General features: G+C 71.4%; 10 protein-coding genes, 1 pseudogene and 1 riboswitch. Of the genes and pseudogenes, 7 read left to right on the top strand and 4 right to left on the bottom strand.

What is annotated here, in order from left to right; all coding sequences use genetic code 11:
* Positions 1-124: 124 nt before the first annotated feature.
* Positions 125-2,446 (bottom strand): 5-methyltetrahydropteroyltriglutamate--homocysteine S-methyltransferase, encoded by a 2,322-nt coding sequence (gene metE, locus ACZ499_RS11175; RefSeq protein WP_468673842.1) that lies wholly within the window; start codon positions 2,444-2,446, stop codon positions 125-127.
* A gap of 161 nt (positions 2,447-2,607) precedes the next feature.
* Positions 2,608-2,831: riboswitch (cobalamin riboswitch) on the bottom strand.
* A gap of 296 nt (positions 2,832-3,127) precedes the next feature.
* Here metE and ACZ499_RS11170 point away from each other — a divergent pair.
* Positions 3,128-7,666: a molybdopterin-dependent oxidoreductase gene (locus ACZ499_RS11170; protein ID WP_468674085.1), complete on the top strand. Its 4,539-nt coding sequence runs from the start codon at positions 3,128-3,130 to the stop codon at positions 7,664-7,666.
* Between the two features lie 390 nt (positions 7,667-8,056).
* Here the strand turns inward: ACZ499_RS11170 and ACZ499_RS11165 are convergent.
* Positions 8,057-8,197 (bottom strand): annotated as a pseudogene (locus tag ACZ499_RS11165) (excisionase family DNA-binding protein); the annotation flags it as partial.
* A 201-nt stretch (positions 8,198-8,398) separates the two neighbouring features.
* Between ACZ499_RS11165 and ACZ499_RS11160 the strand changes: the two are divergent.
* From ACZ499_RS11160 to ACZ499_RS11150, 3 genes are all read left to right on the top strand, one after another.
* Complete coding sequence (locus ACZ499_RS11160) at positions 8,399-9,472, top strand: enoyl-CoA hydratase/isomerase family protein (protein WP_468673840.1); 1,074 nt, start codon at positions 8,399-8,401, stop codon at positions 9,470-9,472.
* A complete protein-coding gene (locus tag ACZ499_RS11155; protein WP_468673838.1) occupies positions 9,469-9,984 on the top strand; it encodes a DUF4011 domain-containing protein in 516 nt (171 codons plus the stop codon). Before ACZ499_RS11160 ends, ACZ499_RS11155 begins: the two co-directional genes overlap by 4 nt.
* Positions 9,985-10,668: 684 nt before the next feature.
* On the top strand, positions 10,669-11,931 hold the full coding sequence (locus ACZ499_RS11150; protein ID WP_468674083.1) for a PP2C family protein-serine/threonine phosphatase: 1,263 nt from the start codon (positions 10,669-10,671) through the stop codon (positions 11,929-11,931).
* A 144-nt stretch (positions 11,932-12,075) separates the two neighbouring features.
* Here the strand turns inward: ACZ499_RS11150 and ACZ499_RS11145 are convergent, their stop codons facing one another.
* Positions 12,076-12,246, bottom strand: coding sequence for a hydrophobic protein (locus ACZ499_RS11145; protein ID WP_382363955.1), 171 nt, complete (start codon positions 12,244-12,246; stop codon positions 12,076-12,078).
* Positions 12,247-12,385: 139 nt separating this feature from the next.
* Here ACZ499_RS11145 and ACZ499_RS11140 point away from each other — a divergent pair, with 139 nt between their 5' ends.
* Both ACZ499_RS11140 and ACZ499_RS11135 read left to right on the top strand, forming a co-directional pair.
* Entirely contained in the window at positions 12,386-12,559 is a 174-nt protein-coding gene (locus tag ACZ499_RS11140) for a CsbD family protein (RefSeq protein ID WP_468673836.1), read from the top strand.
* Between the two features lie 334 nt (positions 12,560-12,893).
* Entirely contained in the window at positions 12,894-13,745 is an 852-nt protein-coding gene (locus ACZ499_RS11135) for a YihY/virulence factor BrkB family protein (RefSeq protein WP_468673834.1), read from the top strand.
* Between the two features lie 146 nt (positions 13,746-13,891).
* Here ACZ499_RS11135 and trhA read toward each other — a convergent pair whose 3' ends face one another.
* Entirely contained in the window at positions 13,892-14,722 is an 831-nt protein-coding gene (gene trhA / locus ACZ499_RS11130; protein WP_468673832.1) for a PAQR family membrane homeostasis protein TrhA, read from the bottom strand.
* Positions 14,723-14,886: 164 nt separating this feature from the next.
* On the opposite strand from trhA, the gene ACZ499_RS11125 reads away from it, so the two are divergent.
* Complete coding sequence (locus ACZ499_RS11125; RefSeq protein WP_468673830.1) at positions 14,887-15,507, top strand: hypothetical protein; 621 nt, start codon at positions 14,887-14,889, stop codon at positions 15,505-15,507.
* The last annotated feature ends 189 nt before the right edge of the window (positions 15,508-15,696 follow it).

Below are 15,696 nucleotides of genomic sequence, written 5' to 3'. Positions count from 1 at the left end.
CCATCCCCCCCCCGGAAAAACACCAGGGACGAGCCCCCAACCCCTCCTCCCCCCCCCCCCCCCCCCCCCCCCTCCCCTCCCCCCTCCCCCCCCCCCCCCCCCCCCCCCCCCCCCCCCGGCCGTGTCAAGCCCCCTGTCGCACCTGCGTCCTGACCGTCCGGGCGGCCTCGACCAGGTTCTCCAGGGACCGCTTCGTCTCGGTCCAGCCGCGGGTCTTCAGTCCGCAGTCAGGGTTGACCCAGAGCCGTTCCGGCGCGATGGCCGCAAGCCCCCTGCGCAGGAGTGCGGTCGCCTCCTCGGCGCTCGGTACGCGCGGCGAGTGGATGTCGTAGACACCGGGCCCCACCTCGCGCGGATAGCCCGCGGCGGCGAGCTCGTCGGCGACGAGCATGTGCGAGCGGGCCGCCTCCAGGCTGATGACGTCGGCGTCGAGGTCGTCGATGGCCTGGAGGATGTCGCCGAACTCGGCGTAGCACATGTGGGTGTGGATCTGGGTGTCGGGACGTACGCCCCCGGTGGTCAGCCGGAACGATTCCGTGGCCCAGTCCAGATAGGCGGCGCGGTCCGCGGCGCGCAGCGGCAGCGTCTCGCGCAGGGCGGGCTCGTCGACCTGGATGACCGACGTCCCGGCCGCTTCCAGGTCCTCGACCTCGTCGCGCAGGGCGAGCGCCACCTGGCGGGCGGTCTCGGCGAGCGGCTGGTCGTCGCGGACGAACGACCAGGCCAGCATGGTGACCGGCCCGGTGAGCATGCCCTTGACAGGGCGGTCGGTGAGCGACTGGGCGTACGCCGTCCAGCGGACTGTCATCGGCCTCGGCCGGGAGATGTCGCCGGCCAGGACCGGCGGGCGGACATAGCGCGTGCCGTACGACTGGACCCAGCCGTGCCGGGTGGCGAGGTAGCCGGTCAGCTGCTCGGCGAAGTACTGCACCATGTCGTTGCGTTCGGCCTCGCCGTGGACGAGGACGTCGATGCCCGCCTTCTCCTGGAAGGCGACGACCTCGCGGATCTCGGCCTTGATGCGCTCCTCGTAGCCCGCGGTGTCGACGCGTCCGGCGCGCAGGTCGGCGCGGGCGGAGCGCACCTCTGTGGTCTGCGGGAACGAGCCGATGGTGGTCGTGGGCAGCAGCGGCAGCCGCAGCCGGGCGCGCTGGGCCGGGGCGCGTTCGCCGTACGGCTGGGAGCGGCGACCGTCCGCCTCGGTGACCGTCGACGTACGCGCGCGTACCGCCGGGTTGTGGGTGAGGGCGGATCCGGCGCGCGAGGCCAGGTCCGCGCGGTTGGCGGCGAGTTCGGCGGCGATGGCGCCGGTGCCGGTGGTGAGGCCGCGGGCCAGCGTCACGGTCTCGGCGGTCTTCTGGTGGGCGAAGGCGAGCCAGCGGGCGATCTGCGGGTCGATGTCGCGTTCGGCCGTCGCGTCGAGCGGAACGTGCAGCAGCGAGCAGGACGGTGCCACGTCGACGGTGCCCGCGAGGCCGAGGAGCGTGCCGAGAGTGGCGAGGGACTTCTCGTAGTCGTTTATCCAGATGTTGCGGCCGTCGACGACGCCCGCGACCAGCCGCTTGCCGGGCAGTCCGCCGACGGCCGCGAGGGTGTCGAGGTTGGCGGCGGCCGGTCCCGTGAAGTCCAGGCCGAGGCCGTCCACGGGCGCCTTGGCGAGGACGGGCAGGGCCTCGCCGAGCTGGTCGAAGTAGGAGGCGACCAGCAGCTTGGGGCGGTCGGTGAGGCTGCCGAGCGCCCGGTAGGCGCGGGCGGCGGCGTCCAGTTCGGCGGGGGTGCGGTCCTGGACGAGGGCGGGCTCGTCGAGCTGCACCCACTGCGCGCCGGCCGCCCGCAGATCGGCGAGCACCTCTGCGTACACGGGCAGCAGCCGCTCCAGCAGGGCCAGAGGCTCGAAGGCGGCGTCGACGCCGGGCGCGGGCTTGGCCAGGAGGAGGTAGGTGACCGGGCCGACCAGGACGGGCCGGGCCGCGAGGCCGAGCGCCAGCGCCTCGGTGAGCTCGGCGACCTGCTTGCCGGAGTCGGCGGTGAAGACGGTGTCCGGGCCGAGTTCGGGCACCAGGTAGTGGTAGTTGGTGTCGAACCACTTGGTCATCTCCAGCGGCGCCACGTCCTGGGTGCCGCGCGCCATGGCGAAGTAGCCGTCGAGTGTGTCGGTCTCGACGGCGGTGCGGTGCCGGTCGGGGATCGCCCCCACCATCACGCTGGTGTCGAGGACGTGGTCGTAGTACGAGAAGTCGCCGGTGGGGACTTCGTCGACGCCCGCGTCGGCGAGCCGGCGCCAGTTGGCGCGGCGCAGGTCGCGGGCGGTGTCACGGAGGGCGTCGGCACTGACGCGGCCCTTCCAGTACCCCTCGACGGCCTTCTTGAGTTCCCGGTCGGGGCCCTGGCGGGGGTAGCCGTACACGGTGGCCCGTGCTGCCGCGGCTGCGGACTTGCTGGTCACGAAACTCTCCTTCGCGAGAATGTCTCGAAATCGACCCTGATGCGGGTCGTGGGCGCGAAGGGAGACGGACAGGGCGGCCCGCGCGGAGCGGTGCCCGCGCTCGAACCACCTCTTGTCTCGCCGACCCGCCCACGAGGTCACCAAGGTCTCCGCGCGCGTCGGTCGCGCACGGGCAACGGGCAGGTCTTCGGACTCGCGGGCACGCCTGCCGGTTTCCCGGCGGACACCTAGTGGCCGTCGCTTCCCAGACCCGGCCGGGCCCAGTGCGTATGACGGCGGTCGTTCCCGCTCACCGCTGCGGGGCAGTCCCGGATTCCCACCGGGTTCCCTCTTACGACGCCTCCCGCCTGGCGGACGGGGGCGAACCAGCTGCGAGCGCCACCCTACAGAGCCGGGGGCCGGAAGGCCCCTCACATCGGGCCCGCACGCCTCGTGATGTCCGACATCGGAGGCGTGCCGCAGTCGCACACAGGTGCTCACAGCATCGGGGCGCGATTAGTGTGGCCGACGTAACCACTCGTGATCGCCGCACGTGACATCGAAGTAACGGGCATTTCGTACGGTCGGAACCCAAGGGATCCCGGCCGAGACGAGAGGGGACACCCGTTGACCGCACAGGGCACGCGGGCCGCCACCGAACAGGTGCGCACGGTCTGCTCGTACTGCGGTGTGGGCTGCGGGATGGTCCTCGACATCACCGTGGGGCCGGACGGCCGGCGCACGGTACTCAAGGCCTCCGGCGACAAGGCGCACCCCGCGAACTCCGGACGGCTGTGCACCAAGGGGGCGACGACGGCCGACATGCTGGCCGCACCCGGACGCCTGGCCACCGCGCTGGTACGGGGCGAGCGGGGGGCAGAGCCGGTGCCCGCCGGCGTCGACGCGATGATCGCCGAGACGGCGGGCAGGCTGCGGGCGATCGTCGACGAGCACGGGCCGGACGCCGTCGCGCTGTACGTGTCGGGCCAGATGAGCCTGGAGGCGCAGTACCTGGCCAACAAGCTGACCAAGGGGTTCATCGGCACCAACCAGATCGAGTCCAACTCCCGGCTGTGCATGGCCAGTGCGGGCAGCGGCTACAAGCTGTCGCTCGGCGCGGACGGGCCGCCCGGCTCGTACCAGGACTTCGAGAAGGCGGACGTCTTCCTGGTCATCGGCTCCAACATGGCCGACTGTCATCCCATCCTCTTTCTGAGGATGATGGAGCGCGTCAAGGCCGGGGCGAAGCTGATCGTCGTCGACCCGCGCCGCACCGCGACCGCCGCCAAGGCCGACCTCTTCCTGCAGATCAAGCCCGGCGCGGATCTCGCCCTGCTCAACGGGCTCCTGCACCTGCTCCAGGAGAACGGGCACACGGACACCGCCTTCATCGCCGAGCACACCGAGGGCTGGGAGGCGATGGGCGAGTTCCTGGCCGACTACGCGCCCGCCTCGGTCGCGGAGATCACCGGGATCCCCGAGGACGACATCCGCACGGCGGCGCGGTGGATCGGCGCGGCCGACGAGTGGATGAGCTGCTGGACCATGGGGCTCAACCAGTCCACGCACGGCACCTGGAACACCAACGCCCTGGTCAACCTGCATCTGGCGACCGGCGCGATCTGCCGCCCCGGCAGCGGCCCCTTCTCGCTCACCGGCCAGCCGAACGCCATGGGTGGCCGCGAGATGGGCTATATGGGCCCCGGGCTGCCCGGCCAGCGCTCGGTGCTCGTCGACGAGGAGCGGGCCTTCACCGAGGAGCTGTGGGGGCTGCGGCCGGGCACGCTGCGCACGGACGGGGCGGGGCTCGGCACCGTCGAGATGTTCCGGCGGATGGCCGACGGCGACATCAAGGCGTGCTGGGTGATCTGCACCAATCCGGTCGCCTCGGTCGCCAACCGCCGCACCGTCGTCGAGGGCCTGCGGGCGGCCGAGTTCGTCGTCGTCCAGGACGTGTTCGCGGAGACCGAGACCACCGCGTACGCGGACGTGGTGCTGCCCGGCGCCCTGTGGACGGAGGCCGAGGGCGTCCTCATCAACAGCGAGCGCAACCTCACCCTCGCCCAGCCGGCCCTCGACGCGCCCGGCGAGGCACTGCCCGACTGGCAGATCATCGCGCGCGTGGCGTGCGCGATGGGGTACGAGGAGGCGTTCACCTACGCCGGTCCCGAAGAGGTCTTCGAGGAGATCAAGCGCGCCTGGAACCCGAAGACCGGCTACGACCTGCGCGGGGTCACCTACGAGCGGCTGCGCGCCACGCCGGTGCAGTGGCCCGCCCCTACCGCCGAGGGGCCCGACCGCAACCCGATCCGGTACGTGGCCGAGGACGGCGGCGGTCCGGTGTTCCCGACGGCGAGCGGACGGGCCGTCTTCCACGCGCGCCCGCACCTCCCGGCCGCCGAGATGCCCGACGACGACTTCCCCTTCGTACTCAACACCGGGCGGCTGCAGCACCAGTGGCACACGCTCACCAAGACGGGGAAGGTGGCCAAGCTCAACAAGCTCAACCCGGCGCCGTTCGTGGAGGTGCACCCGCAGGACGCCGAACGCCTCGGCATCGCCGAAGGCGACGGGGTGGAGATCGCCTCCCGGCGCGGACGCGCGGTGCTGGCCGCCGTGGTGACCGACCGGGTGCGGCCCGGGTGCTGCTTCGCGCCGTTCCACTGGAACGACCTGTTCGGCACGGATCTGAGCATCAACGCGGTGACGAGCGACGCGGTCGATCCGATCTCGCTGCAGCCGGAGTTCAAGGTGTGCGCGGTGTCGCTGACGAGGGTCACGGCCGAGGTGGCACGGCCGGTCATGCCGGGGACGGGGGCGCTCGCGGGCGGGGTGGCGGCGGGCGCGAACGGCTCGGCCGAGGTGGTGTCCGGCGCGTACGGGGTGGCAGGAGCGCTCGTTACTGGCGGCGCGGGGGCGATGGCGGCAGGTGGGTCCGGGGCCACGGGAGCGCTCGTTGTGGGCGGCGCAGCGGCCGTGGCGGCAGGTGGGTCCGGGGCAGCGGGAGTGGGCGGCGCTGCGGCAGTGGCGCCGGGCGCCTCCGGCGCGGCGGTGGGGGCACTGGTCGCGGGTACCGCGCTGCTCGACGCCCCCGCGCCCCTCCCCCACGCCGTGCCCGCCCAGCGTACGGCCCCCGACTCGCCCCTTCCGGCGGACCAAGGCGCCGCACCCGCCGCCGTGTTCGGGCTCGGCGCGCCCCCGCCGGTCCTCACCGAGCGGGAACGCCAGTACCTCACCGGGTTCCTGGCCGGGCTGGAGTCGGGCGCGCCCGGCATCCCCGTACTGCCGCCGACGGCGCCGTTCAGCGAGGAGCACGCGCTGTGGGTGAACGGCGTGCTGGCCGGGATGTACTCGCGGGCGACCCCACGGCCCGCCCCCGCGCCCGTCACGCTGCCCTCGGCCCCCCGGGGCCGTGATGTGCTCGTGCTGTGGGCCTCGCAGACCGGCAACGCCGAGCAGCTCGCCGCGGCCGGCGCCGAACGGCTCGCCGCCGCCGGGCACCGGATCCGGCTCGTCTCCATGGACGACACCGCTCCGGAGACGCTGCCCGCCGACGCCGAGGTGCTGCTGATCACCAGCACCACCGGAGACGGCGAAGCGCCCGACAACGGCGCCGCGTTCTGGGACGCCCTGGCCGATGACGAGGCCCCGCGCCTGGAAGGACGCCGCTATGCGGTCCTGGCCTTCGGGGACTCGTCGTACGACGAATTCTGCGGACACGGCCGACGCCTGGACCGGCGGCTGGCCGAGCTGGGGGCGGTACGGCTACTCCCCCGCACCGACTGCGAACCGGACTTCGAGGACCGGGCGCAGGAGTGGCTCGACGGGGTGCTGACCTGCCTGGACGAGCTGTCGGCCGCCGGAAGGGCGGCTCCCGACGCGTCCGCGGACCTCCCCGGCGATACGGCCCTGGGCGCCCCCGTCACGCCTTCCCCCGGGGCGCCCGGAAACTTCCCTGACGATTTCGCGGCGGGAGGGGAACTCGCGTCGCACGGTGTCCGTTCATCGGGTACAGCAACAGCCTCGGTCCCCAACACCACGACCATCCCTACGAGTTCCACGGCGGCCCGACCCCCAGCCGCCCCCGCCACCCCTCGCCCCACCACACCCCTCCCCAGCTCCCGGGCCGCCGCCGTCACGGCCCGTCTGACGGGGAACTCGCTGCTCAGCCTCCCCGGTTCGAGCAAGGAGGTGCGGCGGTTCACCTTCGACACCCGCGCGAGCGAGACCCCGCTCACCTACGCGGCCGGGGACGCGCTCGGCGTGCACCCGGTCAACTCACCGGATCTGGTGGCCGAGTGGCTGGCCGTCACCGGTCTGGACTGCACGGCCCCCGTCGAGATCGGCGGGGTCGGGGAAGTCCCGTTCGGTACGGCGCTGCACGAACACCTGGACATCACGCGGGTCGGCCCCGACCTGCTCAAGTTCGTCGCCGAGCGGACCCATGACCGCCGCCTGAAGCACTTGCTGCGCCCCGACAACAAGTGGCAGCTGGCGCAGTGGTCCTGGGGCCGTCAGGCGGTGGACGTGGTGGCCGAACACGGGGTGCGCGCGAGCGCGCCCGAGTGGGCGGGCGTCCTGCGCGGCCTGCGGCCACGGCTGTACTCGATATCGTCCAGCCCGCTGACCGACCCGCACGAGGTGTCCGTGACGGTCTCGGTCGTCCGGTACGAGAACCGCCTCGGCCACGGACGCGCGGGCGTGTGCTCGGCCCTGCTCGCGGACTCGCCGCCGGACGCGCCGCTCCCGGTGTACGTGCAGCGCACCCGGCACTTCCGGCCCCCCACCGACCCGGGGACGCCGATGGTGATGGTCGGCCCCGGCACCGGGGTCGCCCCGTTCATCGGCTTCCTCTACGAGCGCCGCGCCCTGGGCCATCACGCCCCGAACTGGCTGTTGTTCGGCGAGCAGCACCGTGCCACCGACTTCTACTACGAGGACGAGCTGACCAAACTGACTGCGGAGGGCACCCTCACACGCCTGGACACGGCGTTCTCCCGCGACCAGCGCGCCAAGGTGTACGTGCAGGACCGTATGCGCGAGCACGGCCCGCTGCTGTGGTCCTGGCTCCAGGACGGGGCGCACTTCTATGTGTGCGGCGACGCTTCCCGTATGGCCAAGGACGTCGACCGGGCGCTGCGCGACATCGCGATAGCGCACGGCGGGCTCGACGAGGAGTCGGCGGCGGCGTATCTGAAGCAGCTGACGGCGGGGAAGCGATACGTCCGCGACGTCTACTGAGCAGCCGCCGTTCCCCTGGCCGGACATGCGGGGCACGCCGCCGACCCAGACACTGGTGGTCGGGCTGACGTATCGCGCCCCGTACCGGTCGGGCGACCGCTTCGTCTCGGCACTGCGCACGTCGGGGGCGACCCGCGCTCCTGGCGGGCGAGGCGATCCACGGCACGGTCCCGACGAGGTGATCGACTCCTGCCAGGCGCACCTGGTGCCGCTGCTCGCCGTGCCCGCGAGTTTCCGCGCCATCACCGAGGCGGTGCACCTGCGCCAGTGGGGCGACCTCGGTCGCCGCCCGGCGCAGCCCGGCGCAGCCCGGCGCAATGCCCGAGAACGTACGCGCCCAGCTCAGCCGACTCCTGGACCGAGGCGCGGACCCGGTGAGCTCCTTGACCGCGCGAGCCCGACCCCGTCGATCACCCGGTTGCCCGTACCGTCCCGCTCCATCCGCAGCCGCCCGGCGTCGGCCCACCGCCGGACGGTCTCGGAACTCACGCCGAGCAGCCCCGCTGCCTGGCCAATGCTGTACGTCGGCACGACAGCACTCCAGGCCCGAGGACGGCGGGCAAGGATGGCAGGCACGGGCCGCGACCTCAGACGATGGACTTACTAGGACGTCCAACTATATGTTCGGGAGATCACCGGGGAGATCGTCTGAACGGATCCGCAAGGATCTGAAAGGAACCGCCAGCTCATGGGCCCCACCACCACCGCCCGCGCACTCCCGAACACCGCGCGATGACCCCGGAGACCGACATCGCCGCCGAGGCCGAACACGTCCTGCTCGCGATCCGGGGCCGCGCCGCCCACCTCACCCTCAACCGGCCGAGGGCGCTCAACGCGCTCACCCACGCCATGGTCCGCCGGATCGACGAAGCGCTGTCGGCGTGGGAGCGCGACCCGGCCGTGGAGACGGTCGTCCTCACCGGCGCCGGTGAGCGCGGGCTCTGCGCCGGCGGCGACATCCGCGCGATCCACGAGGACGCCCGCTCGGGCGGCACGGCCTCGGCGGACTTCTGGCGGGACGAGTACCGCCTCAACGCCCGCATCGCGCGCTGGTCCAAGCCGTACGTGGCCGTGATGGACGGCATCGTGATGGGCGGCGGGGTCGGAATCTCGGCCCACGGCAACGTACGGATCGTCACCGAGCGCTCCCGGGTCGCCATGCCCGAGACGGGCATCGGCTTCGTCCCGGACGTGGGCGGTACGTATCTGCTCAGTCGCGCGCCCGGCGAACTGGGCACCCACCTGGCCCTCACGGGCACACCGGTGGGCGCGGCGGACGCGATGCTGTGCGGCTTGGCGGACCACTACATCCCGTCGACCCAACTCCCGGCACTGTTGGCCGAGTTGACGACGTCACCCGTACGGGAAGTGCTCCCCCACCACACCCGCCGGTCTCCCCCGCCCGGCGAACTCGCCGCACACCGCGAGTGGATCGACCACTGCTACGCGGCGGACACGGTCGAGGAGATCGTGGACCGCCTGCTCACCACGGGCATCCAGGAGGCGAAGGAAACCGCCGAGACGATCCTGACGAAGTCCCCCACGTCCCTCAAGGTCACCCTGAAGGCGCTGCGCCGAGCCCGCGAACTCGCCACCCTGGAGGAGGTCCTGACCCAGGAGTACCGCATCTCCTGCGCGGCCCTGACCTCCCCGGACCTGGTCGAGGGGATCCGGGCCCAGGTGATCGGCAAAGACCGGGAGCCTCGGTGGTCGCCGGGGAGCTTGGCGGAGGTGGGTGACACAGACGTGGCGCGGTTCTTCGGAACCGCCGACGAGCACGACCCCCTTTTCGCGCCCGGTAGTTGAGGTATGAGGTAGGTAGAACTACGGCCTCTGGCGTCCTCTGGCTCGGTATCGGCATGCTCAACTGGAAGGAGGACAGCGCTCACGACGCCAGCTGCGCCCCGCTCCTCCTGGTCCCGGTCGAGCTTCGGTGCTCCACAAGGGGAGGCGGCCGGCGCCGCCTGAACGTCGCGGTCACGCGCGCCCGCCATCGTATGGAGGTCGTCGCCTCCTTCCGCGGCACGAGCCTGGCCGACAGTGCCAACGGGAGCGTCAGAGCACGGCGCCCGGAGGCCGGAGAGACCCCGCGCAAGGTGACGTACATCGCCCCGGCCGAGCGGCACCTGGCGCTCTACGAGCTGGCGGCCGAGTGCCCCGGCATGTCACAGGACGAACTCATCAAACTGACCTGCGAGTTCTTCGGCTGGCGCCGCGTGGGCAAGGACATCCACGACTGCCTGACAGCGGACATCGCCGAGCTGTCCCGACTGCGTCGGCTTGAGGGGGGCGAGGGGCGGGTCAGGGTGGTGCGGTGACCTGCTTCGGGGGGCGACCGCGGAGAGCCAGATCTCCGGCGCCGGACGCCTGCGGTTCGGGTGACCGCCGACTGGCTTCGCCGGCCCTCCGAGCAGGGCAAGCTCACGCACGGCCTACCGCCATCCACACAGCGAGAGCCAGATCCCGCAGTAACTGCCCTGGCCGGTCGACCCGGTTACGGTCCTCGGGGAGGCCCAGCAGCGCGGCCCGCTGACGACCCGAGTCCAGTCGGCCAACCTGCCGGGCTGTCACCACCTGTCCACGCTCCACTGACGCCACAGGCGATCGGCACGCCCCGGCCTGCATCGCGCTGCGGCGTCCGGGCATCAACGGTCATCACGGGCATCCTGGAGCGGACGCAACACCGGCAGGCACCGTGGGCCGCCTCCGGTGCCGGCGTCGCACGAACTCTGGTGGGCCGGGTGACTGCGAGGCCCGGGCGTTCCATACGCCTGTCGGCGGAACGCCTGAGGAGGGTCCGCCGACAGTCGTATCCGTTCAGGGGCTCTGTGGTGCAATGACATCTGCCTGGCACCGGGCCTGGCGACGGCCCGTCGAGTACCCGGTCCGAAGCCCTGAGCACCAGCGAGCAGCGAGGAGTCACCGTGACCGTACGCGAGGCTGACGGGGAGGAGGGGGCGACCACTCGTACTTCCGAGAACGGGGGTGGCCGGGACAGGGCGATCACCTTGGCGGGGACACTGGCCGCGGCGGAGACCGCGGCACCCGTCGAGTCGCTCGACGTGGTCGCGCGCATGCTGCAGGAGCACCTCGGGGCCGCGTCGGTGTCGTTCCTGATCACCGACTTCACCGGCGGCTCGGTCGTACGGCTGGGGGTGGCGGGCACCGTCGATACCGATGAGCCCGCCCGGCGCATCACGCTGCGGGGCACCTTGTACGACGACGTGATCCGCACCCAGCGGCCGAGCGTGGAGGACAAAGGCGACGGCGCACTGGTGCGGATCGTCGCCCCGGTGACCAACCGCGGGGACGCCCTCGGGCTCCTCGAACTGTTCCTGCCCGCGCCGCCGGACGCGGAGGCGATGCGAGAGATCGGCGAGACCGCGCACGCCCTGGCGTACATCGTCATCGCGAACCGGTCCTTCACCGACGTGTACCAGTGGGGCCGCCGCACCACCCCGCTGAGTCTGGCCGCAGAGATCCAGCACCGGCTGCTCCCGGCTTCGCTGGCGTGCGAGGCCGCCCAGTTCGCGGTCGCCGGGGCCCTGGAGCCCGCCGACCACGTCGGGGGTGACACCTTCGACTACGTGATCGACCGGGACACCGTCCAGCTCTCCGTCACCGACGCCATGGGCCACGACGTCGCCGCCGCGCTGCTGGCCACGCTCCTGGTGGGCGCCCTCCGCCGGGCACGGCGAGCCGGTGCGGACCTCGCCGAACAGGCCCGCCAGGCCGACCAGGCCATGCTGGATCACGGCCGCCAGGGCTACGTCACCGGCCAGCTCCTGCGCATCAGCCTGCTCGACGGCAAGACCGAGTTCATCAACGCCGGGCACCCCTGGCCGCTGCGGATGCGGAACGGACAGGTGCGGGAGATCACTCCGAAGGTCGATATGCCGTTCGGCTTCCATGCCCCTCACACCTACCAGGTCCAGTCGCTGGACCTGCGGCCGGGCGACCGGCTGGTGATGCTGACCGACGGCATGCTGGAGCGCAACGCCAAGAATTTCGATCTGTCGGATCTGATCCTGCGCACCCGCGAGCTGCATCCCCGCGAGGCCGCCCGTACCCTCGTCGCGGCGATCGTCGACGCCAACAACGGCCACCTGCAGGACGACGCGACCGTCATGTGCCTGGATTGGCACGGCGTCGGCCACTCCCGGCGGGACGCCGACACCGGCGCCGACCTCGCCGACGCCTCCGCACCGTCACGGCCGGGGCGGGCCCTCCCGGGCGCTGACTCAGAGGCTGCTCCGCTCCGGTAGTCCCCGCTTCGGCCGCCCTTTGGCCGGCCGAAGCGGGGACTCCGCCCCGGGGGACCGCGGCAGGCAGGCGCCTGCGCGGCCTCACGGCGCCGACTACATCAAGACCCCGTGAGGCCCGTGAGGAAGGCGCGCGTACGGGTCGGATCACCATCGGTACCAGCGGCCTCGCCCCCCACCGGCGGCGGTGGAGCGCATGACGAAGCCGAGAAGCCACAGCACCAGGACGGCGACGGCGACCCACCAGAGGATCTTGATGGCGAAGCCGGCACCGAACAGGAGCAGTGCGAGAAGCAGAACAAGCAGCAGGGGAACCATGTTTATCAACCTCCTGCACGCTCCTTTGCCCTGCAATTCCCTCGTCATTCACCAATGACGCTCTGTTTGTGAAGGGAACGCCGGGGCACAAGGGCGCTATCGCGACAGCGGCACACGACCTGTCAGGAGGTGTTCTTCCATGACTGCCGGCGAGAAGGCCAAGGCCAAGAGCGAGCAGGCCGAGGGCAAGGCCAAGGAAGCCGTGGGAAGCGCCCTCGGGAACGACTGTGTGGCTGCTGAGGGACAGGCGGAAAAGAGTACGGGTGATGCCCGCGAGGCCAAGGAAATGACGAAGGACGCCTTTGAGCACTAACCCTTCCTTCTCCACCGAGGATTCGAAAGGGGTCCTGCCCGGCGTCATTTCGGGAAGGCCCCCTTTTCGCGGCACCACCGAGGGCCGGACACGCAGCCACTGAGATCCGCCTCAACCGCCTCACCGCCCCCTCACCCGCCACATGCCGACGTCTTCCCTTCCGTGGAACCGTCGCGCCCAGGTCGCCACCGGGCCGACGCCCACAAGTCCCCGGTGGACGAGGGAACGGGACGGCGGCTCTGTTCACCACGCGGTGGCTGGGAGCGGCAGGGGCGTGGGTCCCGTGCAGTACTGGATGAGTGGTCCGAGGACGGAGAGTGAGAGCATCCGCGTCATGGATGGTGCAGACGGTCACAGGGCTCGGTGGTGGGCGGCGCTGCGACGGACGCCGGTGGCCGTCTGGAACGACGACGTCACGGACTGGGCCGCCGCGCTGACCTATTACGCGGTCCTGGCCCTGTTCCCGTTGCTGCTGGTGATCCTCTCGATCCTGGGTCTGACCATGCCCACGGCCAAGCCGGAGGTCATCGACCGCATGGCGCAGGCCGCCCCGGCCGCGTCCCGCGCTCTGGTACGCAGCACCCTGCGGCAGATGGCCGGACAGTCGTCAGCGGCATGGACGCTGATCTTCGTCGGAGGGGCGGGAGCCCTGTGGTCGGGGTGCAGCTATCTGAGCGTCTTCCGCCGGGCGTTGTACGCCATGCATCGCATCAGCGCGGACCGGCCGGTCTGGCGTACCGCTCCGCGCATCATCGCCACGGCCCTCGTCCTGATCTCCCTGCTTCTCACGTCGACCCTCGCGCTGTTGCTCAGTGGCAGCCTGGCCCGGCGCCTGGGCCGGGCGCTGGATCTGGGTACCGGGCCGCAGGCCGCCTGGGACACACTGCGATGGCCGGTCGTGGCCGCGGTCGCCGTCGCCCTGGTGCTCGTCCTGTACCGATCAGGCCCGGCGTCCTCCCGCCCCGTCAGGAGGATGGCGCCCGGCGGCGCATTGGCGGTGGTGCTCCTGCTGGCCGCCTCATTCGGATTCGCCGCGTACACCTCGTACGTCAGCACCTATGACCGTCTGTACGGTTCACTGGCAGGCGGCGTGGTCTTCCTGGTCTGGCTGTGGCTGTCCAACCTGTCCCTTCTGGTAGGCGCTCAGTTCAACGCGGAGCTGGCGAAACCTGTGCACGGGGAATGAGCGGGTCTTCCCGTACCTGCGGCTGACCGCCCGTCGTTCAGGCACCTCGCCCGCCACCACCGGTGCCCCTCCTGCTCGGGGCGCGGGTCCGGGGCGGGCGTCTGCTCACTCAGGCCCTGTGGAGCCGAGCCAGAACGTTGCCGCGGTCAGTAAGCGGCCAGGAACACGGCGGTGTAGTGCGCGGTGAAGGCCGCCACGGTCAGCGCGTGGAAGACCTCGTGGAAGCCGAACCAGCGGGGTGAGGGGTCGGGCCGCTGGAGGGCGTAGACCACCGCGCCCGCACTGTAGAGGAGACCGCCGACAACGATCAGGACGAGTACGGCTGCTCCGCCGGTGTGCAGGAAGTCAGGCAGGTAGCGCACCGGCGCCCACCCCAGGGCCAGGTAACACGGGGTGTACAGCCAGCGCGGAGCTCCGACCCACAGGACCCTGAACGCGATGCCGGCCAACGCGCCCGCCCACACGATCCACAGCAGCACCGACCGCCGGTCCGGCGGGAGGAGGAGCACGGCCAGCGGGGTGCAGGTGCCGGCGATGATCAGGAAGATGTTGGCGTGGTCGAGACGTCGCAGAAGAGCCTCGCCGAGCGGCCCCCAGGTACCGCGGTGGTAGACGGCGCTCGTCGCGAACAGCAGCCAGGCGGTGACCGAGTACACGGCGCAGGCCAGGGCCGCCTGCGGAGTACGGGCCAGGCAGATGAGTACGACGCCTGCGATCAGTGCGGCAGGGACCATTCCGGCATGGAGCCAGCCACGCAGCCTCGGCTTGATCGGTTCGGCCAGGCCGGCCGCCCGCTCCACCAGAGCAGCAACCGAGTGAGCCTTCTCCCCTGCATCGTCGCCTTGTGATCCGCCGGGCAGCCCGTCTTCACGGCGCTCTCCACGCGCTGGGGCGACGTGAACATGGTCGAATTCAGCGGCGTCACGGGACACGGCTTCTCGTCCTCCCTCGGGCTCCTGGGCGTCACTGGCAACCATGCGGTCATGGTAGGAGACCCCACCCCCCGACAGCATGACGGGCGGTCGGCCCAGAACCCCGGGGCCGCGTCGACGGGCATGGGCTGGTTCGCCACCGTGTGAGCTCCAGCCCCGTTGATACTGCGGCCATTTGATTCTGCCGAAGCCGAGTAGATCGGCTTGTCATGGGAACGATCAAGGCTTCCGAACGGGCATCTCCGCTCGCCTACGCGCAAGGATCGCCGATGCTTCCTCAGGTCCGCCCCCACGTATCCGCCCCCCTGGCACACCAGCTGGAACACCAATTGGGTCTGGCTTCGCATCTGGAGGCCGGCCATCTCGATGTGGAGCGCGTCGCCGGCATCGCAGTCGTCGCAGCTGCCCACTCGGACGGCTATGCGGCCACCAGCCATCTTCTCGGGCTGCTGGCCGCGCTGCCTGCCCCCACCAGGGCAGGAGAACGTTTCTGGTCGGACCTGTGGAGATCTTCGGGCACCGCGTACCTGCTACCCGTCAACATCAAGGCTCTGGTGCTGCGTTCGCTGGCAGGAGAAGGAACCGCCCTGGCCCGACAGATCCTCTCGGCCGTCGATGAGATGACCCCGCCCCAGCGCGTCGCGGCCGGGGAGGTCATCGGTCAAGCCCTCTCCGAGTCCGACCATTTGCCCGACCTCAAGACACAGGTCATCGGAGAACTGTGGCTCCGAGATCTTGAGCTCACCGCCTGGCGCGTCCTGCACGCAGACCGCAGATCGGACGATGCGGCCGGACGGAAAGCCTTCGTCGACGCCTGGACCAGCGCCTGAACGTCTGCCCATCCGGGCAGCCTCGCAGGGCATGCGGCGCCCGAGCCGGCACGTGGCGCGCAGAGCCCCGTATCCGTACTCATCCGGATCGGGGGCGCGCGGCCACTGCTGCGCGGCCCCCAGCCTGTTTCCGACAAATCATGTTGGGTGGCGCCCCGTGCGAAGGCGGGGCCCATCTTTCCGCTGGAA

The sequence above is a fragment of the Streptomyces sp. NPDC031265 genome (genome assembly GCF_055570295.1).
Note: the sequence above shows the minus strand (reverse complement) of the source record. Positions and strands in the feature narration are given on the sequence as shown.

Coding starts and splice junctions, on each gene's coding strand:
- ACZ499_RS11170 (WP_468674085.1), top strand. CDS start 3,128: ATGGTCCTCGACATCACCGTGGGGCCGGACGGCCGGCGCACGGTACTC.
- ACZ499_RS11160 (WP_468673840.1), top strand. CDS start 8,399: ATGACCCCGGAGACCGACATCGCCGCCGAGGCCGAACACGTCCTGCTC.
- ACZ499_RS11145 (WP_382363955.1), bottom strand. CDS start 12,246: ATGGTTCCCCTGCTGCTTGTTCTGCTTCTCGCACTGCTCCTGTTCGGT.
- ACZ499_RS11140 (WP_468673836.1), top strand. CDS start 12,386: ATGACTGCCGGCGAGAAGGCCAAGGCCAAGAGCGAGCAGGCCGAGGGC.
- ACZ499_RS11135 (WP_468673834.1), top strand. CDS start 12,894: ATGGATGGTGCAGACGGTCACAGGGCTCGGTGGTGGGCGGCGCTGCGA.
- trhA (WP_468673832.1), bottom strand. CDS start 14,722: ATGGTTGCCAGTGACGCCCAGGAGCCCGAGGGAGGACGAGAAGCCGTG.
- ACZ499_RS11125 (WP_468673830.1), top strand. CDS start 14,887: ATGGGAACGATCAAGGCTTCCGAACGGGCATCTCCGCTCGCCTACGCG.